We start from the raw sequence: 21890 nt of genomic DNA, 5'->3' as shown, positions 1-21890 counted from the left end.
ATAATTTTTTGAAATAGGATGATAAGGGCATCTTAAAACGATGCCCATAATAATCAGTAAATAATTAATGGTTTAGATTTTTTAGAACTTAACAGAAATTGCCGTTCCAACAGTTAACGGTTGCCCTCTCCAAGCAACATCATCTGGGCTACCTACAAATTCTCCAGGAGAAAATTCTTGGTAGTATGCTTTATCCGTTAGGTTTTTGCCCCATAACTCTAGCTTCCAGTTTTTGTATGAAAGTCCTAAACGAGCATCTAAAAGAGAATAAGCATCTGTAGTAAAAGCGTCTCTATTACTTTCGTGCCAGTAGGTTTTACCTGTAGTATCTAGGTTTAAGAATCCATTAAATTTTAAATCGTCCGTAATGTTTACACTAGATTCTAAACCAACTGCGAAAGTGCTTACAGGTACAAATGGTGTTTTTTGACCATCATAGGCAGAGTTGTTGGTAAACGTACCATCATCGCCACCAGTAGATCCACCTTCTATAATTTTAGCATCTGTAATACCTACGTTGGCAAATACATCTAAGAAATTAGATAACCTAGCTCTAGATTCTAGCTCAAAGCCAAAAACTTCACTTTTGTCATAATTGTATACACCGGCAATAAAGGTGGTTAAGTCTAAAATATATTGTTGTTGGTTGTTTAGCTTAGAATAGAAAACAGAACCGTTTAAAATAAAGCGATCATTCCAAGAAGTTGTTTTAAATCCTAATTCATAATTGTCTGATGTTTCATCTTCAAAATCTCTGTTAAACAAATCAGTTGGTTGTGCATTAAAACCACCATTTCTGTATCCACGACCGTAGTTGGTGTATACCAATACATTTTTATTCGCTTGGTATGACAATGAGACTTTAGGCTGAATTTCGCTATTGTCTCTTTCTGAATTGGTAACGAACAATACATCATCTTGTGTAAACTTGTCCATATCTAAACGGAAACCGGCAGATAAGGTTAGTTTGTCTGTAAGTTTATAATCTCCAAAACCAAATAAGGCAATGGTTTGTGTTTCGTTGATATAGTCTGCTGTATCGTAAGCATCAGGTCCGCCAAAATCAACACCTGTAGTTCCATTTTGATAGAAATCCTTTTCTATTCTCTGGTAGAATCCTCCTAAACTCCAATCAAACTTAGTGTCTGTTTTAGCATTGTTTATTCTAATCTCTTGATTAAAAGTTTTAGTGGTAATTTCTTCACCTTGCGTTAATCCGTCCAGCTCCAAGAAATCTAAATCTCCGTTTGTAGAACGATCTACTTTATTGATAGAAGTAATACTCTGTAACTTAACACCAGTTAAGTTGTAATCCATTTTTAGGGTTCCGTAATTGTTTGTCATTTTAGAAGTCCCTAATACATCGGAGAAAATAACATTATTACCATCTGCAGGATTTGGATCTAGAATACCGCCAGTAAACTCCCCATCAGTTCCCGTTGGGTTAACAGAGTAATAGGTAGCACCACCATCTATATTAAAATATTGGTAAGAACCCGTAATAGAAAAATTAGATGATAACTTCGCCTTTAATTGACCTCTTACATTAATATCTTCTCTAAAATCAACTTTCTCATCTAAAAATTCATTGGTTAACAATCCATCAAAATCTTTGTATTGAGTAGAAAAGCGATAGAACAATTTGTCTTTGGCGATTGCACCGGAAGAAATAAACTGTGCTTGTTTAAAGCCACCGTTACCAACACCAAGTTTTATTTGATTGCTCATTTTATTGGTAGGGTCTTTAGTGTAAATATTTACGGCACCGCCAATAGCATTTTTACCGTAAAGTGCACCTTGTGGACCTTTTACCACTTCTACCAAGGCTAAATCATACAAGTCTTGACTAAGTAAACTAGGATCCGGAATGGTAACCCCGTCAATAACAAAAGCCAAAGGAGCATCACCTCCCCTAACCTGCGGAATACCACGAACCGTAATAAAGTTTAAACCGATAGATTGTGAGGAGTTAAACTTTAAATTAGGTACTAGCGTAGAGAATGAACTTATATCTGTAATACCAGCATTTTCAATACCTTCTGCATTTAAAGCCGTAACCGACTCAGCAGTGGTTTGTATAGATTCGGTTCGTTTTCTAGACTTTCCCATGATACCAGCGAAACCTTGTACGGTAACACCTGTCAATGATACAGCCGTTTCCGCTAATTCGATATCCAATTGAGATTGTCCCGAAACGGTTACTTCTTGAGTTTCATATCCTATATATGAAATGGATAATACAGCTTCATTAGATGAGACCGTAATCTCAAAATTTCCATTGAAATCTGAAATTACACCAGTAGTTGTTCCTTTTTCGCTAATACTAGCTCCAGGTAATGGTTCACTATTTTGATCTATTATTTTACCAGTTACCAAGGTTTGAGAAAAGCCAATGGTAGAAACCAGAAAACAAATAAGTACGAGTAAGTTTTTCATGTTCAGTTATATTAATTTGTTTGCTAAATGTAGAAACACATGTATTAATTATGATTAATTCTGAATACTAAAAATATTTTTAATAATTTTATTGTTAAAATAGGAATTTATGATAATTGCTTCAGGTTCATTGGTTTTAACATCGGAATATTTTAAAATTCTTATTGACAAGATACATGATGAGTTTATTAAAAAGCATGGTCTTAAACAATTACCCAAAACATTTCAACTCTATGGCTATGGGGCTTTTGATGAAAATAAACCAAGCTTAAAAAGTGATTTTGAGGCATTAGGGTCCGAGTTTATTAATGGCAAGTATCTATATGATAAGTTTAGAGATTTTGAAAAGGGTAAACCATTAATAAAATTGAATCATTATTATAAAACCATCATCTTACTTTTTTTAGGATATAAAGATTACGGAACATTCTTAGCGGAGCATAAACCATCTGAAGACGAACATGAAAAGCAACTTACTTTGCTTAAAAGTAATGATGAGGATATTACGTATTACTATATTAACTACTACTTTGGCGAGGATAATACCATTTTAAAAGGGCAAAGTATCATTTCTAAAAACTGGAAAAAGATTCAGCATATATTCATGTATCCCCTAGAAGACGGTACCATGAGAGAATATTATAGTCATGGTAATATAAAACGCCAAGGAGATACCCTTACCATTAAAACCAATACCCTTTCCGGAGATAGATATATTGATGGCGCTAGTGAGATTTACTACTTGGGACATAGAGCACCATCAAATATAAATTACTTGATAGGCACCTATTGTACCTTTGATTTGTTTACAAATACCGTTGCCGGCAGGGCTATTTTAGAGAAATGTGAGAGTAAACAAGAAATGGAGCAAAAATCTAAAGACCCTAATATACCACCTTATATTGCTATGGAAATAAGGAACAAGCGTATTGTAAACCCGAGCGTAGTACCTAGGCACGCTTTAGAATTGTCAAGTAATAGTCCGTATGCATCACTCTATGGCAAAATACCGGGAACATATAATGTAACTTTTGATTTTGCGGATGGATTTAAAGAGAAACTGAAATTTAAAATTCTACCATCCAATTATGAAATAGTTACTCTAACGGAAAATGTATATATAGAAAAGGACCGTATAGAGCTATTGAATAAAGGATCTGTAATTAATTTTAGATTTAATTTTTCTGGAATTATAGCGCTTGAGCGGGTCAATATTTATTTTAAAAGTTACTATTTAAAGAACAATAGTAGAAATCAAGAAGGTGTTTTTAGCGGTATAGATAATGAAAATAGATTGGTGAACGGGTCTTTAAATGTTGATTTTACTGAGGCTTGATTTCCGTTTTGGACATTTAATTTAGTTAATACTGCCTTATGTTGAAACTATGGCAACACATCTTTTGAAGGGTATTTAAAAACTGCCAATCCATACACATGTTTATTCTCGTCTCAACTTAGAAATTACCACACCTACATTTTTTTCTTCGAATCGTGCTATAAAACTAAGCATGTAATCAATAATTTTAGATTTAGGCGCTTTTATGAATTGACCTAAACTTAGCACTACTAAATCCATTTGGTCTATTGCGCCATTTTGGTGTTCACTACCTAAACCCCAAAGTAAATTACCGTTATGCCATGACAGTTCGCGTGCTTTTTGCATGCTAAAATTGATGATTTTTTCATCTGTATTTTTACCTGCAAGGTCTAATAAGAACAGCATACTAGATACGCGGCTAAGTCGGTCTTGCATTTCGTTTACAATGCTAGCGAGAATACTATTTACTTTAGTAAAATCATTTTCAATTTCTAATATATCCTTCCCATGCATTTCAGCACTTACAGCTAATCCTAAATCGAGATTGATATGCGTATTTATACCCAACATTATATGCTGTAGAATGGTCAGCTGTTCATTTCTATTTTGAAATGCAAATGCCCAAGATTTACTAATTGGGGTATTATTGATATAAGCGTTGTAGGCATCTAAGTAATAGTTAGCGAAAGCCACATCGAATTTTTCCATACGCTCATTATCCTCAAAGTTTTTTAGTTGTACTTCTTTAAGAATTTGGGCAGTTACCCGTCTATATAAATAAGCGAAATAACCAATACGGTCGTTATTTGCAATAGCATCGTCAATAATGCTATCTAGTTGCTCTAGTACTTCTGGTATGGTGGTGGCTCTTTTAATGGTAATGCTCTTTATGAGATTAAGTTCAATGTAAAGGAAATTTACTGTTCGCCGTTATTTAGCTCTTTTAAATTGGATAATAAATCATCTAAATCTTGTTTGGAGAGGGATTGTCCTTGTCTGATGAGCATAAAAATATCGCTAGTTGCTGCTATATCCTCTAGCGGATTTGAATTTAAAAGGAGCAAATCTGCTTTCTTACCATTCTCTACAGAGCCATATTGGTCTAGAAGTCCGAAGAATTTAGGTCCATTGATCACAGAGGTTTGAAGTGCCTCTAGCGGAGTTAATCCCGCATTCACAAATATCTTTAGCTCTTCGTGCAAAGCAGAGCCTGGGTAAATGTAAGAGTTTAAGAATCCTGCATCGGTACCGGCAATAATATCCATTCCCGAAGATTTTATGATCGGAATCAATGACACTAGTTTATTATATCGCTCTTTACGTGCCACTATTTCTTCTTCGTTGGCTTTATTCGCTCTTTGAACCCGCCAATCGTACGTTTTTATTAATCCTTTTCCTAAATACTGCAATTGCTCATCTGCTAAGTGATCGTCCTCATCTAGAAAAGAAGTAATTCGGGTTCCAATCAATGTAGGTACAACGGCAGTACTACTACCCTTTAAATCTTTGTAAATAGACAATGCATATTGATCATCAAAGGAATCGTAAAGTGCTTTGTTTGCCGATGCGTAATCAAGCTCTTTTAATTTATACTTTTTTATGATAGCCGACTCTTCAGGAGAACCTGCTTTCAGCATATAAGACATATGTTCTATGGTACTCATTCCCTGTTTGGCAAGATCAGTAGCTTTTAAACTAAAAGGAATATGTCCAGACACTTTATACCCACGTTCGTGTGCCTTTTTTACCGCTAGCTCAAAAAGTTCGGGAGAGAGTGTATTATCAGTAATCTTTATAAAATCTGCTTGTACCGTTTCAAGAGAGTCTAAGGCAAGTTCTAATCCTGCTTCATCACCAATCTCTTGATCACCTGGCCAGATGGAATTGATACCTTCTATTTTTGGTCCTGATGAAAAAATATTGGGTCCTAAAAGCGAACCTTTATTAACCTCAGCTTTCCATTCAAAAACAGCGGTACTAATATCTGCCGAGCAATCACGAACAGTAGTTACTCCGTTGGCGATATATAGTGGTAATAAATTCTTGTTTTCTGTTATAAGACTGTCGCCACCTCCAAAATGCACATGCATATCCCAAAGACCAGGAATCACGAACTTTCCGCTGGCATTTACCTTTTTCTTGGCCTTCCAAATTTTTGCACCTTCATCATCTAAAATAGCAGCAATGGAATCCCCTATAACTGCAATACTCTGATTTTCGCTCAAGTTCCCAGAATAGGTATCAATTACGGTTACCGATTGCAGCACCAAATCATAATTTATTTCCTTTTTAGAATTACAGGAAATTATAAATAGCGTACATAGCCCAGATAATAGAAAGTAATTAATTTTCATGCGTAAGGTTTATAACGAAAATAACTAATTTGTATAGACAGAATAAGCATATTTTAAACAAATAACCCTGTACGTAATCGCACAGGGTCATTGCTGTATTTTAAATGTGTTTATATGCTAAAACTTTGGAACAATATTCTGATTTACGCTAAAAAAATTATTGGGGTCGTAGGTGTTTTTAATTCTAGCCAACCTATTGTAGTTGTGCTTATAGCTAGCTTTTATACGATCTTGACCTTCTTCCATCATAAAATTAGAATATGCACCACCCGCGGAATATGGGTGTAAAGCTTCTTGATATTCCTTACTCCATTTAGTAATTTTATCGGCATTTTTTGGGTCTGGATCTACTCCAATATAAACACCTGCATATTTAGCATCTCTATACGCCCAAGGAGTAAATTCTGCTCCTACTCTACTAGCTGCACCAGTTAAAGGGTACAAATGCATTTGTGATAAAGGCGTTGGAATCTTGGAACCATATTTTAAATGTTGGGCGCGTACCTCAGGACCTAAATCGTTGAAGAAATCTGCTCTCCAATACCATTGCAGTCCTGGCGGTAAAAGTCCGTCGAACATACTCTGTAATGCAGGAAATGGCATTTCGCCTACGTGTGCAAAAACAGGATTTAAATCTAAGACAGGCTTGAATATAGCATCAAAATTATCTGGGTCACCAACGTAGCACCAAACAATACCGCAGAACTTCTTATTGTGCAAATGTTCTGGAAACGGAGATTCAGGTATCACCATAGTAGCTATAAATCCGTTAAGGTCTTCTGAAGCCTCATGGATAAAGGTATTGTACCATTCCATAACTTCTTCTACCTGTTCAATAGGCCATAAGGTAGGTCCGCCAATAACCGTTTTTAATTCATGTGCTTGAAATGTAAAAGAAGTAACCACCCCAAAATTTCCACCACCACCACGTATAGCCCAAAATAAATCAATATTCTCAGTAGCATTTACGGTTACAAAAGAACCATCTGCCAATACCATATCCGCTTCTAACAAATTATCAATGGTAAGTCCGTATTTACGGGTGAGATAACCAACACCTCCGCCAAGTGTTAATCCACCTACTCCAGTAGTAGAAATCATACCGGAAGGAATGGCTAAACCATGCTCATGAATCACAGCATCTACCTCGTTCCATATATTTCCGCCACCTACTTTTACCCTATTGGTTGCAGAGTCTACTTCAACGAATTTTAATCCGGACAAATCAATAACCAATCCGTCATTACACAAACCTAAACCCGCACCATTATGTCCGCCACCACGTATGGCTACTAGTATATTATTATCTCTTCCAAAATTTACGGATGCGATAACATCATCTACGCTTTTGCACATGGCGAATACGCCTGGGCGTTTATCAATCATGGCATTGTACACTTGCCGAGTATCATCATAATTTTCATCTGACGGTAATACTAGACTGCCTTTTAATTTAGTGGCAAAGGCATGTATAGTTTGTGCGGAGAGGTCTTTTATTGATTTTTTCATGTTTCGAGGTATTGATTAAAATGTTTAAAATGAGATGGTTAGTTTAATTTTAAAGGTGAATGGTGTTCGTGGACCATTTTCCAACCGTCAGTTGTATTCACGAACAATAATGTAATTTGATCATTAACCACAACAAGGTCTTCACCAAACTTGAGTTGAAAATCTGAATGGAAGGTTAAGTTGGCAACTTCCCCGTAAACGGCAATTTTTAAATCGTTAGCATCGAATTTGACTACTTCAGTTACGGAACCGAATACATTACGCTCATGAGCTTCATTGGCAGCACCACCATTGCGAGGCTCTCCATTTTTGAATTCGGTAAACTTAGGACTGTAGGCATGAAAGGAGATAAGTTTATCCATATCACCATCTTTAATACTTTGTGCTATGGCACCAAAGGTTTCTAAAACTTCTTGTTTTGCCTCAGGAAACTCATTGTTTATAAGGTCTGTGTCAGATTCAACTTCAATTGTTTTGGTGAACCCGGTAAGTACTATTCCTGTAAAAATTAATAGCGCTGTAAATGTCAATTTTGATTTCATGATAATATATTTTAAAAGTTTATAGTTAAGAATAGGCAATGCGATTCTTCTCCAAAAAGCACAGGACTGTTAGAACTGTACATGGGGAACAATGCAATATTTAATCTAAAATGTGTGTATTGATACCAGGTTAACCTAGTATACTTTTAGGGGAAGTTTGAAAACCAAATGTTTTCTTATGTATTAAATATACTGTAAAATATCTGCTGGGCGTACCCTAAAGGTCTTGTATTAACCTAAGTTTAAAGGAGAATGATGTTCGTGGACCATCTTCCATCCATCATCGGTATTTACAAATAACAAGGTAATTTGATCATTAATAATTACGAGGTCATCGCCAAATTTAAGGTGAAAGTCTGAATGAAAGGTTAAGTTGGCAACGTCTCCATACACCGCAATCTGTAAATCTTTAGCATCGAACTTTACTACTTCGGTTACGGAACCAAAAACGGTACGTTCATGATTTTCATTTGCTGCACCTCCATTACGAGGCTCTCCGTTTTTGAATTCGGTAAACTTAGAACTGTAGGCATGAAAGGAAATCAGTTTGTCCATGTCGCCATCTTTAATACTTTGTGCAATGGCACCAAAAGTTTCCATGACCTCTTGTTTCTCGTCTGGGAACTCCTCAGAAATTAAGTCGATAGCCACAATGGGATTTTCAACTTTTTTTTCGCAACTGGTAAATACTAAGCCAATTGCCATGATGCACGCTACTGTTAAATTTGTTTTCATCTTGTAGATATTTAAATTGTTCAAGACAAAAGTAGAATGGAATTACGTTTGGCAATTCTACGATTAGACCAAAAAAACACACTTTTAGACCAGTAGTATTTTAATGTCAACTATATGATAAACAGTATTTTATTTTTCAGTGGTAAAGTTAGAGGGAAGAATTTTGTACTTTTTCTGAAAGCATTTTGAAAAGTAAGCCGGACTGCTAAACCCAGTGAGATATGCAATCTCGGAAATATTATTCTGTTGCTTTTCTAATAGCTCTAATGCTTTGCTTAAACGATATTCCCTTAAAAATATATTAGGAGATTTTCCCACTAAAGTCATCATAGTACGATACAATTGCGATTTACTATAACTTAAGTTTTTCTCAAAATCGACTACGTTGATGGTATTCTGAGACCATATTTTTTCGGTATAGTCCATTAATGAGACTATAAAATTTTCATCTGCCGTATCTAAAATAGTAATTGTATTTCGTGCTAAGGGTTTGTTCTGGTTTTCCCCTTCGTAAAGATCTTTAATGACCTCCGTTATAGAAAAGTCACCTTTTGCAATATCACTTAAGTAATCTGCTGATTTTATGGTATCCTCAAATATGCTGTCTTTCTCTGTAACAGGAGTCCCTGCATGAATACCAATTTTAAATTCTAAGTCTGGCGTTATAACACCATGGTATGCATCTTCTATTTTTATTCCGCAATGAACGGCATTGGTAACGGTATTGAATGAGATTAAAAAGGTATTGTTTTCATGTTTTACCACCTTCCCTTTATAATTTGATACTGCTGCCTTAATAGATTGTGTATAGCCTCTTATGGCTGCGTTTAGTGTAGAAACCTTAGTTGTTCTAAGAGTTTTGTTTATAATTTTAACCACCACTAGCGTTCTAAAAGCAGGTTCGTTGATAATATTAAGACTAACGTTCTTAGATTTTTTGGGATCTTCTATGCGACCAAGAAAAGATTCTACAATAGTATCATTAACCTCTATAATTTGGGTAGGAATAGCACCATGTGCATCTTCATGTAAGGCAATTAACGCTTCTTTGCTAGGAGCTTCAATTAAACAAAAAGCAGTTTTCCGTTTTTCATCGCACCAATAGGTAAGTCCGCGGCATTTATACTTATGCTCTAGGTCTAAATCTGCTTGATGCATTTCTGCAACATGAGCCGATGTTATTCCTTCAGGTAGGTTGTGTAAATCCAAAAATAGTGGCATAGGGTTGGTTTAGACTGTAACTTACGTCATTTTTATCTGTAATAAATTTAATATAAAAATTATTGAAGTGAACACAGTAAATATTTCAATATCAATAGATTGATTCTTATTTAGAATCTGGTGTATTATTCAAAGAATCATCAATGGTAAGTGTGTTATATGATATTATCAAAATTCGAAGCATTATAGTTTTTAATAAATTTACGTACCTTTTCAAATATTATGCATGCATAATAAATATAATTTAATCCGACTATAAATGACCAAGTACACCCATATTTTTGAACCCTTAGATTTAGGTTTTACAATCCTTAAGAACCGTATAATTATGGGGTCTATGCATACAGGTTTAGAAGAGAAAAAAAATGGTCTTGAAAGGATAGCCACCTATTATGCAGAACGCGCAAGAGGTGGTGTGGGGTTAATTGTCTCAGGAGGTATAGCACCAAACGTACAAGGGTGGACAGCTCCTTTTTCTGCACGTATGAGCACAAAGAAACATGCGAAACATCATAAGGTCATTACTGATGCCGTACATAAAGAAGGAGGTAAAATATGTATGCAAATTTTACACTCTGGGCGTTATGGATATCACCCATTAGCGGTAGCCCCTTCAGCTATAAAATCTCCCATAACTCCTTTTAAGCCTTTTAAGCTAAAACAATCGGGTATTAAGAGAACCATTAAAGACTTTGTAAATTCTGCAAAGCTTGCAAAATTAGCAGGCTATGATGGTGTAGAAATCATGGGTTCCGAAGGGTACCTTATTAACCAATTCATTGCAGAAAGAACAAATAAACGTACAGATAATTATGGCGGCAGTTATGAGAACCGTATGCGTTTACCTATAGCATTAGTAAAACAAACTAGAGAAGCAGTTGGTGAGGAGTTTATCATCATCTACCGGTTGTCTATGCTGGACCTCGTAAAAAAAGGAAGCTCATGGCAAGAAGTAGTTGCCTTGGGTAAAGAAATTGAAAAGGCAGGCGCTACCATTATAAATACCGGAATTGGGTGGCATGAAGCTCGTATACCCACAATAGCAACATCGGTACCACGGGCGGCATTTACTTGGGTAACTAAGAAGATGAAAGAAGAACTCTCTATTCCGCTAGTAACCTCTAATAGAATTAATATGCCAGAAACGGCAGAGCAGGTATTGGCAGAAGGTCATGCGGATTTAGTTTCTATGGCTAGACCATTTCTAGCCGATCCAGAATGGGTAAATAAAGCATCGGAAAATAAGTCGGACGAAATAAATACCTGTATAGGCTGTAATCAAGCTTGTTTAGATCATGTGTTTCAACAGAAAGTAGCCAGTTGTTTGGTAAACCCAAGAGCTTGTCATGAAACGGAACTTAATTATCTACCTACGGAGCATAGGAAAAAGATTGCCGTTATCGGTGCAGGTCCTGCGGGATTAGCTGCTTCAACTATAGCTGCTCAACGTGGACATGAGGTGATTCTTTTTGATGCCGATAAGGAAATAGGCGGACAGTTTAATATGGCGAAGCAAATTCCCGGTAAAGAGGAGTTTTACGAAACCATACGTTACTTCAACACTCAAATAGCACTACATAAAGTAACCGTGAAATTAAATACACGTGTACAAGCCGATGATATAAAGAATGGCAATTTTGATGAGGTTATATTAGCTACAGGTATTCAACCAAGATCACCAAAAATTGAAGGCATTGAACATCCTAAAGTTTTAAACTACTTAGATGTATTAAAGCATAAAAAACCAGTAGGCAAAAGAGTTGCCGTAATTGGCGCAGGAGGAATTGGTTTCGATGTGTCTGAATTTTTAGCTCACGAAGGAGAGAGTACATCTTTGCATATAGACGCTTGGTTAAAGGAATGGGGAATAGATAAAACCATTACCGCACGTAGTGGTATTGAAGGAATGCAAGCAGTTGTTGAGCCGTCTCCACGAGAACTATTTATGTTTAAACGTAGTAAAGGGAAATTTGGAGCCAATTTAGGAAAGACAACTGGATGGATTCACCGTTCTACCCTTAAAAAGAAAAATGTACAATTTATCAATAGTGTGAAATACATCAAAATAGATGATGAAGGTTTACATTATGTTCAAAATGAAGAAAAAAAGGTTTTAGCGGTTGATAATGTAATCATTTGCGCAGGTCAGTTGCCATTTAAAGAACTATTATCCCCTTTAGAAGCCCTTGGTTTAAAAGTACATGTTGTTGGCGGTGCAGATGTAGCTTCTGAGCTGGATGCAAAACGAGCCATAAATCAAGCAAGCCGTTTAGCAGCTATAATTTAATCAACATTCAATTTTAATTTTTTATCAGAATACCAGCTATGAGTTTGTAGTTATGTGATAACTGTCTAATAATCTATTATACCACTCCCCTATACTACATGGGGGGAAGGATTACTATATATCGCTTCTTTGAATAACATATGCTAATAGCTACTACCTGTTAAGGCGTATTACACCAATTTCTTTAATTTTCTTTTTAATAATTTCAAAATAAATTAGACACAGCCGTTATTTCATTTGGTGCTGGATTTCTGCACAAGTTCAGTTACTTCAATTACCACTTACAATAATCAATTAGTTTTTTAATGCACTAACCTCTGTGTGTGTATACGGCAATAATAGAATCGTATGAACTAATACTACCAATCAACTCTATATACCTTGCATATTGATATTCAGTTGAATATCAAAATATATTTCTACCATCTTCTATTAGACAATAGATTAAAAATTTTAAACCAAACAAAAATGGATAAGCAATTATCAAGATACGTATTAGCAGGTATTTTAGGAACAATAGTCATGACCCTTATTATGGTAATGGCTCCAAATTTAGGTATGCCCGAAATGGCACCGTGGAAATTATTAGCAGGGGCTATGGGTGTTCCAATAGTTGTAGGTTGGATCATGCACTTTGTAATTGGGATAATCTTTGCCCTAGGTTATGGATATCTTTTTGCACCCAATGTAATTATTACCAATATATGGTTAAAAGGTATCGCTTTTGGTATAGTAGCATTAATTCTAGCACAAATAGGAATGCAGGTAATGGGTATGATGTTAGAAATGCCACCAGTGAACGGATCAATGCCGATGAGGTTAGTTGCCATGCTAATTGGGCATCTTGTATTTGGTGTAGTTACAGTGAAAACAATAGGAAAATAAGAATATAAAGAATTATGAAAAATATAGACTTCAGTTCACTAAAGGCAGTATTTGTAAACTGCACCTTAAAAAAATCACCATCTAAAAGTCACACACGTAACCTAATGGATGTATCTATTAAAATTATGGAATCTGAGGGTGTTGATGTTGAGGTTTTACGCCTTGCGGATTATGATATTCCGGTTGGTGTACAACCAGATATGACTAAAGAGGGTTATGACAAAGATGAGTGGCCCGAAATATATGATAAGATAAAAGCCGCAGATATTCTTGTTATAGGAACGCCTATATGGTTGGGAGAGCGGTCTTCTATAGCAACAAAACTTATAGAACGATTGTACGCTATGAGTGGGTACCAAAATGACAAAGGGCAATATGTGTATTATGGCAGGGCTGGTGGTTGTATTGTAACCGGTAATGAAGATGGTGTAAAACATTGCTCTATGGGAATATTATATGCGTTACAACATTTAGGATATAGCATTCCGCCGCAAGCAGATGCCGGTTGGATTGGTAAAGTTGGACCAGGACCTAGCTATGGTGATACGCAATGGAACGGGGAAAGTATTGACCCGCCAGTAGGTTTTGATTCAGAATTTACAAATAGGAACACCACTTTTATGAGCTATAACTTAATGCATCTAGCAAAAATGTTGAAAGATAATGGTGGGTATCCTTCTTACGGGAATTCTAGAAAAGAATGGGATGACGGTACACGTTGGAATTTTGAGAATCCTGAATATAGATAGAATACGGATGCATAAGTCATCCAATTTAAAAACATAAAGAATACTATTATGAGTAAAAATGTATCAGAACAACTACTGGATATTTTGCAAGGTGTTGGCGTAGAAAAAGTATATGGAGTTACGGGTGACGCCCTTAACTTTTTTGTAAAAGCTATTGAGGAACGTGATGGAGTAGATTGGATAGGTATGAAACACGAAGGAAATGCCTCTTTTGCTGCCTTCGGACATAGCCAAACCACAGAAAATTTAGCTGTTTGTGCGGGTACGGTTGGTCCTGGAGCACTACATTTAATAAACGGACTTTATAATGCTAAGAAAGAACGTACTCCGGTGATTGCCATTACGGGACAAATCAATCAGAAACAACAAGGAACTAGTTTCTTTCAAGAGGTGGATTTAAAAAAGGTATTTGACGATGTTTGCGATTATCAGGCAATTATTGAAACTCCAGAGCAAGCACCCATGGTCATACAACGTGCCATTAAAATTGCAATGGCAAATAATGCGGTGTGCAGAATTGAGCTACCGGCAAATGTAGCGGAAATGAAAGCCGAGAATGAGCAATTTGTTCATCCTATCAAGAAATACGTTTCCAGCTTAGTTCCAGAGGAATCTGTAGTTATTGAAGCTGCCAATCTTTTGAACAATGCTAAAACGATAGGTATATTGGCTGGTGATGGATGTAGGGAAAGCAGAGCTGCGGTAATAGAATTATCTAAAAAACTGAATGCACCCATAACCCACAGTCTTCGAGCCAGTGATATTTTTGACCACGATACGGATAATGTAGTTGGGTTAACCGGATTGATAGGAAACCCATCTGGATATAATGCGGTTATGAAGTGTGATTTGTTATTGATGTTGGGAACAGATTTTCCGTATATCGATTTTCTTCCGCATGAAACAAAAACGATTCAAGTAGATATTCGCCAAGAAAATATAGGCAATAGAACCGCTGTGTCTTTAGGCGTATGGAGTGATATCTCTTCTTTCCTAGAAATCCTTAACCCTAAAGTTGAACAAAAAGAGGATACTACTTTTATAGATAAACTAATAAAGAATTTTGAGGATTGGAAAGGGAACATGAAGGAACAGGCTTCCCCTTCCCGTGAGAATGAACCTTTACACCCGCAGATATTTGCGGATTTGGTAAACGAACATGCTTCTAATGATGCCATTTTTACGGTTGAAACAGGAACATCTGCAATATGGGCAGCACATCATATATCGTTTTATAGTCAAAGACGCTTAATAGGCTCTTTTAATCATGGTTCTATGGCAGTGGGCCTACCTTCTGCAATTGGAGCACAAATGGCTAATCCTAAAAAAGAAATTTGGTGTTTGAGTGGAGACGGAGCTTTTAATATGGCGATGCAAGACTTTATAACAGCCGTTAAATATGAGTTGCCTATAAAAGTGCTCATCTTTAATAATTCTGAATTGAGTTTTGTAAAACTAGAAATGGAACAAGTTGGTTTAGCGGCTAGTCTAGATGCATTGCATGAAACCAATGTCAATTTTGCCGAGTATGCTAAATTATGTGGTGGAGATGGTGTACGGGTAGAACATGCCAAAGATATTGATGCTGCTGTACTACAGGCAAAGAATAGTAAAAAGCCTTTTATTATAGATGCCGTAGTTAGTAGCGGAGCATTGTCCTTACCTCCTCATATTGGAATAAAAGAAGCTATTGGTTTTGGAACTTCTAAATTAAAGGAAGTCGGACAGGTAATTAGTGGTGATAAAAAACAATGGGGTAATTTAAAAAAGGAATTACAATCGTATTTTGATTAGTTGTTAGTTTGTTGAGGTAGTCTTTGTAAGTTATACTACCTATAATGTGAAGATTCTTTGTATCTAATGTTGGGTACAGAGAATCTTTTTTATTCAATGGCTATTCGAGTTTAACATTTGACTAAATGGTTAAATAGATATTGGTAAATGTGGATAGGATAGTTAAAATAGTATTGGGCGATACACTTTTTGGTATGCTATAATCGATAAAATCGGCAGGTTTGTCTGACATCCTATTTTTAATTTTTTCAGGTTTTAAAGGGGTAAATAGGATCTTTTAACTTTTCAAGCAAGTTATTAACCTTTCATCCGAATTTATTTTCCAAAATGAGGCATAGCGGTAATTTTCGTCTCTCAAACCTCAAATCTGAAAACTCAAACTTAATAGTTATGAAACTTGAATTAATTATTGTTGATGACTCCGCTTTATGGCTGTCATTAGCAGAAAAGCTTGCTAAATCACATCCATTAGTCCGTAGTGTACTTACCTTTGAAGATTCTTATGATGCTTGGGTACATATTCAATTAGCGAAACCACAGGTAGTTATGGCCGATATAGAAATGCCAGGTATGAACGGATTTTCATTTCTTGAAATGTTCGGTAACCGTATGCCATTTATATCAAGTTCTACCAAACAGGAATTTGAAGTGATAGCCAGAGAACTTGGCTGTGTAGATTTTATAAGTAAGCCCTTTACAAAGAGTGAACTCCATAATTCTATAGATTTGGTCTATAATAGAATATATGGAAGAAAAGTTAGTGCATAATTTATATGACCTTTACAGTTACAAGTAAATTTCTTCAATAAATTAAATCACAATCTAAGCTAGAATAGAAGCTTAATGCATCAATAAAATTGTTATAGGACACTACAATTTTATAGTAATGATACTTTTAATTGAGAATATCTGACGATAAGTAACGATTAAAAGTTGGTAGCCCTCTACCCTACCGTTGTATCCAAATCAATATTCCTTATACTTAATATGGATGTTTATTCCTTGGGATTTTATCGATTTTAATGGATAGGATAGCTTTTGTTTAGACATTGGATCCACCTAAGTAAATTAACTTATTTTAAGATTTACAAGAAAGAATTATACACTACATTTGCCGCCTTAAATAATTATCAAGAATCTCAAAAAGGAGATAGCAACCTGCAATAACAAGCAAGGTGCTAAATAGATAAGCCAATTAATTGGAACAAATGTTAACTCATGTGTCTACTTATTTGCAGCTATTTCCTTTTTAGAATAAAGAAAGAAATGGCAAACGCAAAAGACAGAACTCCCAAATTTACAGCCTTAATACCCTTATTTATATTCGTATTTACATTTTTAGGTGTTGGTATATACCAAAATGACTTTTATGCTTTACCAGCTCCCATTGCGGTAATAGTGGGTATAATTGCTGCATTTTTACTGTTTAGACAATCTATTAATTCTAAAATTAAAACGCTTTTAAAAGGCTGTGGCGATGATAAAATACTAACCATGTGTTTAATCTATTTGCTTGCAGGTGCCTTTGCGGCAATTACCAATGAAACCGGTAGTGTAGACGCAATAGTAAATTTAGGTTTAGATTATATAGCTATTCAATATATTTATGTTGGCATCTTTATCATTGCTGGATTTTTATCGGTTTCTACAGGGACTTCTGTAGGTGCAATTGTAGCTTTAGCTCCTATTGTAGTAGGATTTGCAGATAAGAGCGGTGCTGATTTAGCTATTTTATGTGGGGCGCTATTAGGTGGTAGTATGTTTGGGGATAATTTATCCGTTATTTCAGACACTACAATTGCGGCAACACAATCATTAGGTTGTAAAATGAGCGATAAGTTTAAACAGAACATCAAAATTGCCGTACCCGCTGCCCTATTTACTATCGCTATTTTGGTTTTTCAAGGTTTAGGATTACGGTCCGGAGAAACAGAGGCAGTAGTTTATAGCTATTCGGTCATTAAAATTATGCCTTATCTATTAGTGATTATCCTTTCTATTGTAGGAGTAAATGTTTTTGTCACTTTGCTTTTAGGCTCTCTTTTTGCAGGACTCTTAGGAATTGTATATGGCGATTTCACCCTCTTGGAATCAACTAAAATCGCCTATACCGGATTTACCAACATGACAGAAATTTTCTTATTGTCGTTACTTACCGGTGGTTTGGCAGCTTTGGTAGAACGAAATGGAGGGATAGAGTTTATATTGGTAAACATAAAAAAGCTTATAAAAAACAAAAAAACGGCACAGTTAGGTATTGCCACATTGGTGAGCACCATTAACATGGCGATAGCCAATAATACCGTATCTATAATTATCGCTGGCCCTATTGCCAAAACAATTAATGATGAGTATGAGCTGGATAACAAAAAGACCGCTTCAATCTTGGATATTTTCGCATGTATTTTTCAAGGATTATTACCTTATGGAGCACAAGTTTTAATGATTTTGAGCTTTTCTAAAGGAAGAATAGATTACTTAGATTTGGTCTCTAATACCTGGTATTTATCGCTATTATTCATCTACACCATAGTATTTATCAGTTTTAAACCTTTACGATTACGATAAAAGAGTATTAATAGAAAATAACTCTAAAAAGGGCTTTCATAATTCTTAATAAAATGTCGTTGTAGTTATTGTAAATTAACCAAAAGCCCCCTTTAATGACAGCCAATATAATATTAATGTTAAAAGTTTAAAATGCTGTTAATTCTAAAGGGGACCTGCAAGAAATTTCTGTAAAAAGGTAACTTTGAGTAAACAATTTTACTGAATTTGAAAAGCTAGGATTTCATAGCGAATGTATGTGAATATGGAATTCATGAAATCCAGAATTCAATCATCATTAACTCTAAAAATCATTTATTATGAAGCATTTAATAACATTATGTACAGCTGTATTGATAAGTTCCCTATCATATGGTCAATGGCAAGTTTCTGCGAGTTCTGGTTATGCCTTAGGGAGCGCAACTATGAAACTAGGAGAACGTATAAATACCTCTGAAACCGAAAATTCTTATGGTAGTTATGGTGAAGGCACAAATGTTCAATTAAGAGGAACGTATTTCTTTGATGATTCATTTGGGGTTGATTTAAGTGTAGGTTATCTACAAGGTACGGATCAAGATGTATCTATTATTGACTTACCAAGTACAGAGGTAAATGCAGTTGCTAGAGCACGTGCCTTTGGAGCTTCTGCTTCTGTGGTATATAAGTTTACCAATAATATATATGGACGCTTTGGAGCCCTGCTAAAATTAGGAGGTAAAACGGAAGGTGTTATTTATCAGAAATCAGTTTTTTCTGAAGCTGAAGCTGAAGCTTTTGGTGTACCGGTAGGTTCATATTCCGAAACAAATTATAAAGAGGATTTTCACGGACATTTTCCTTTAGGCTTCGTAGGTGCTTTAGGGTACAAGTATGACTTAGATTCACATTTTAGCATATTCGCAGAAGCTGAGTATTATGGAATAAGTTTAAAGCGTAAAGATTCTGAAATTTCGGCTTTCAATACAGATGTTAAACTACCTGATGGAACGGTTGCTGTAAGTGGTTTATATACTTTAGATAATTTACCTGAAGGCATAAACAGAACAACTACCTATGTAGATAATTTATCTAATTCAAATACGGATACATCTAAGGAGCTTTCTCAAAAAGTACCTTATTCTTCTTTTGGACTAAACATAGGTATTACCTATAAGTTTGAACGCTTAAATAAAGAGTAGTAGAAATTTAAGAGTCAATTTTCTTAAATTACAAAAAGCCCCTATTAAATACATAGTTTAATAGGGGCTTTTCAATTGTAAATCTGTAGTCTATGTTATTAATGTCTAATCTTACTTTATTCCAAGTATGCGTTTAAAAATCTTGATTTCACATTTATAAAACTTAGTAAGAACTACTAATAATTTCTCTTCCTTGTTTTTGTTGATTGCCATATATATAGTTTTGTTTCATTAGTATGCAGATTTTCAAATTTGTCACAAAAGACAACTAAAAATTATTAAATCTGCCGGGTTACTACAGTAATGGTTTTCTTAAAACAGGAAGGTTAATAAATATTTTGCAATTCAATATTATCTGTTTTTTAGTAATGTAAAATAGAAAGTACTGCCTACCCCCTCTTGACTTTCAACCCAGATGGTTCCTTTATACAAAGTAATGATTTTTTTGACAATAGAAAGTCCGATGCCAGACGAAGAACCTGTACTTTCTAGTTTTGTAAAAACTTTAAAAATTCGTTCAAAATAATCTGATTTAATACCCACACCGTTATCTTTTACAAAAAACTGGTGGCAATCTTCCTGCTCAGAATATCCTACTTCAACAACACCATTCTCTTTATCATTATAGTTGATTGCATTCTGAATCAAGTTTTGGAACACTTGCTTAAATCGCCATGCATTACCGTACAAACTAGGTAAGTTATCTTGGACGGTTATTTTAATATGGTCTGGAATGTGAAGTGTTTGTAACACCTCTTCGATCATTTGGTTAAAATCAATATGCTTGTCTTCGGTTTCTAATTTATCAATGGTAGAATAGTCCAAAATCCCTTTAATTAAGAAATTCATTTTTTCTACATTAAACATCACTTGATGTAATGGAGCCATAGCATTTTCATCTAATACATCCTTATTGTCATCCATAAACCAACTAGTCAGCGTGCTTATGTTGATAAGTGGTGCTTTTAAATCATGAGAAACAACATGTGCATATTCATTCAACTCTTCATTTTGGCGAGATAAGAATTGTAATAATTCCTCTTTTTTCTCTTCCTGTTCCTTTATACGCTCTTCTTGCTCTTTTCTCTGTAATACGTTTACGAGCATATTGGCAAAAACAAAAAGAATTTCCTTTTCATGATCGTTGTATTTATTTATTTTGTGTACAGAATCAAAACCAATAAATCCAATCAACTCCTTATTTTTAATTTTAGGTATGGTTATTAGACTTTTAATGCCTTGTGGTTCTAAAACGGCACGTAAACCCAACTCACCATCTTCGGGTAGTTCACTAACATCCTCAACAAAAAAGGGTTCCCCTTTTTTATGTGCTTCTATCCATTGTGGAATAAAGTCTATGGGTACATTTTGTAAATTATCAATTTCAGGCTCAATTCCTTCAGCACACCATTCATAGGTGTTGGAAGTTGTATTATTTACAAAATCATAAGAGAAAATATAACTCCTATCAGATTCAACAAACTGACATATTTGCTGTAAAGATTCTCTAATTAATTTATTAATATCCGATAAATCTGCATTAATATGCTTTGTAGAAATACTGATTAATAATTCTTGAAAGCGTAATTGTCTTTCAATAATTTTATCTTTTTCTAACTGCTCTACATCTTTTGTTGTAAGATTTTCAAGATATTCTGATTGCCTATTTAAATTATCTTGTTTTTTCATAGCATTTTAAATTGTTACAATAATATCCGCCGGACTTAAGTTCACTAAAATAGTATAATAAGCTACAATATTACAGTAAAACCTATGCTATATACAGAATTGTCAATTATTAACAGGTAGTTGTAGAACAAAAAAAGCGTATTCAAAAGAATACGCTTTGCTATAGAGATATGAACTATTTACTTTAATAAAGCAAGAATACCTTGTAGTTCACTAAGGTCTAAACCAGCGTTGTTGTTTGTATCTAAAGTATCAAAATTTTCAGCTACAGCGCCTACAGCTTCAGTTGAACTAACAGAGTTGTCATTATTGGCATCAAGAAGTTTAAAAAGACTTGCTACTTGTTGTACTGTAGAATTAGGGCTCAATGATGCTAACATTGATGCTGCGTCAGATACCTTAGAGGTATCCATGTTTTTTACACTGTTACAACTAGCTAAAGCTGCGATAAGAATAAATGAGGCTACTACTTTTTTCATGGTTATGTGTTTTAAATTATTTTGCAAAAATACACTAACCTAGCTCAAGATAAAGAAGTATATACCAAAGCCAAAATTTAGCCTACCTATAATCCAAATTCATAGATGAAACATTTTTATTGAATTTCTGAACTGCCATTGTCGAATTACAACAATATCGATTT

At 35.0% G+C, this 21890-nt stretch carries 17 protein-coding genes and 1 riboswitch; of the genes, 8 read left to right on the top strand and 9 right to left on the bottom strand.

Annotated features, from left to right (window positions below):
- Positions 1–81: 81 nt before the first annotated feature.
- Entirely contained in the window at positions 82–2436 is a 2355-nt protein-coding gene (locus tag BM296_RS10860) for a TonB-dependent receptor (protein ID WP_091903080.1), read from the bottom strand.
- Between the two features lie 109 nt (positions 2437–2545).
- On the opposite strand from BM296_RS10860, the gene BM296_RS10855 reads away from it, so the two are divergent.
- Positions 2546–3772: a hypothetical protein gene (locus tag BM296_RS10855; RefSeq protein ID WP_091903079.1), complete on the top strand. Its 1227-nt coding sequence runs from the start codon at positions 2546–2548 to the stop codon at positions 3770–3772.
- 102 nt (positions 3773–3874) lie between these two features.
- Here the strand turns inward: BM296_RS10855 and BM296_RS10850 are convergent, their stop codons facing one another.
- The 6 genes from BM296_RS10850 to BM296_RS10825 all read right to left on the bottom strand — a co-directional run bounded on the left by BM296_RS10850 (position 3875) and on the right by BM296_RS10825 (position 10115).
- Positions 3875–4612: a DUF5995 family protein gene (locus tag BM296_RS10850; RefSeq protein ID WP_262493896.1), complete on the bottom strand. Its 738-nt coding sequence runs from the start codon at positions 4610–4612 to the stop codon at positions 3875–3877.
- A 59-nt stretch (positions 4613–4671) separates the two neighbouring features.
- Positions 4672–6108, bottom strand: coding sequence for an amidohydrolase family protein (locus BM296_RS10845; protein WP_091903077.1), 1437 nt, complete (start codon positions 6106–6108; stop codon positions 4672–4674).
- A gap of 117 nt (positions 6109–6225) precedes the next feature.
- Positions 6226–7617: an FAD-binding oxidoreductase gene (locus BM296_RS10840; RefSeq protein ID WP_091903076.1), complete on the bottom strand. Its 1392-nt coding sequence runs from the start codon at positions 7615–7617 to the stop codon at positions 6226–6228.
- 38 nt (positions 7618–7655) lie between these two features.
- Complete coding sequence (locus tag BM296_RS10835; protein WP_091903075.1) at positions 7656–8159, bottom strand: YybH family protein; 504 nt, start codon at positions 8157–8159, stop codon at positions 7656–7658.
- 231 nt (positions 8160–8390) lie between these two features.
- Complete coding sequence (locus BM296_RS10830) at positions 8391–8894, bottom strand: YybH family protein (RefSeq protein WP_091903074.1); 504 nt, start codon at positions 8892–8894, stop codon at positions 8391–8393.
- Between the two features lie 129 nt (positions 8895–9023).
- Positions 9024–10115 (bottom strand): nickel-binding protein, encoded by a 1092-nt coding sequence (locus BM296_RS10825; protein WP_091903073.1) that lies wholly within the window; start codon positions 10113–10115, stop codon positions 9024–9026.
- A 259-nt stretch (positions 10116–10374) separates the two neighbouring features.
- On the opposite strand from BM296_RS10825, the gene BM296_RS10820 reads away from it, so the two are divergent.
- The 7 genes from BM296_RS10820 (at position 10375) to BM296_RS10790 (ending at position 19558) form a co-directional block, all read left to right on the top strand.
- Entirely contained in the window at positions 10375–12402 is a 2028-nt protein-coding gene (locus BM296_RS10820; protein ID WP_091903072.1) for an NADPH-dependent 2,4-dienoyl-CoA reductase, read from the top strand.
- A gap of 468 nt (positions 12403–12870) precedes the next feature.
- Complete coding sequence (locus BM296_RS10815; protein WP_091903071.1) at positions 12871–13287, top strand: DUF6789 family protein; 417 nt, start codon at positions 12871–12873, stop codon at positions 13285–13287.
- A 14-nt stretch (positions 13288–13301) separates the two neighbouring features.
- Positions 13302–14036, top strand: a complete 735-nt coding sequence (locus BM296_RS10810) for a flavodoxin family protein (RefSeq protein WP_091903070.1) — start codon at positions 13302–13304, stop codon at positions 14034–14036.
- Positions 14037–14084: 48 nt separating this feature from the next.
- Positions 14085–15830, top strand: coding sequence for a thiamine pyrophosphate-dependent enzyme (locus BM296_RS10805; RefSeq protein WP_091903069.1), 1746 nt, complete (start codon positions 14085–14087; stop codon positions 15828–15830).
- Positions 15831–16220: 390 nt separating this feature from the next.
- Positions 16221–16598: a response regulator gene (locus BM296_RS10800; RefSeq protein ID WP_177214954.1), complete on the top strand. Its 378-nt coding sequence runs from the start codon at positions 16221–16223 to the stop codon at positions 16596–16598.
- Positions 16599–16952: 354 nt separating this feature from the next.
- Positions 16953–17049: riboswitch (SAM-I-IV-variant riboswitch) on the top strand.
- Positions 17050–17096: 47 nt separating this feature from the next.
- Complete coding sequence (locus BM296_RS10795; protein ID WP_091903067.1) at positions 17097–18398, top strand: Na+/H+ antiporter NhaC family protein; 1302 nt, start codon at positions 17097–17099, stop codon at positions 18396–18398.
- Between the two features lie 299 nt (positions 18399–18697).
- A complete protein-coding gene (locus tag BM296_RS10790) occupies positions 18698–19558 on the top strand; it encodes an outer membrane beta-barrel protein (RefSeq protein WP_091903066.1) in 861 nt (286 codons plus the stop codon).
- Positions 19559–19909: 351 nt separating this feature from the next.
- Here BM296_RS10790 and BM296_RS10785 read toward each other — a convergent pair whose 3' ends face one another.
- Both BM296_RS10785 and BM296_RS10780 read right to left on the bottom strand, forming a co-directional pair.
- Positions 19910–21247, bottom strand: coding sequence for a GAF domain-containing sensor histidine kinase (locus BM296_RS10785; RefSeq protein WP_091903065.1), 1338 nt, complete (start codon positions 21245–21247; stop codon positions 19910–19912).
- A gap of 179 nt (positions 21248–21426) precedes the next feature.
- Positions 21427–21726, bottom strand: coding sequence for an EF-hand domain-containing protein (locus BM296_RS10780; protein WP_027067106.1), 300 nt, complete (start codon positions 21724–21726; stop codon positions 21427–21429).
- Between the last annotated feature and the right edge of the window lie 164 nt (positions 21727–21890).

It is taken from the genome of Maribacter stanieri (assembly GCF_900112245.1).
GTDB classification, from domain to species: Bacteria; Bacteroidota; Bacteroidia; order Flavobacteriales; family Flavobacteriaceae; genus Maribacter; species Maribacter stanieri.
This window is presented reverse-complemented; position numbering and strand designations above follow the sequence as displayed.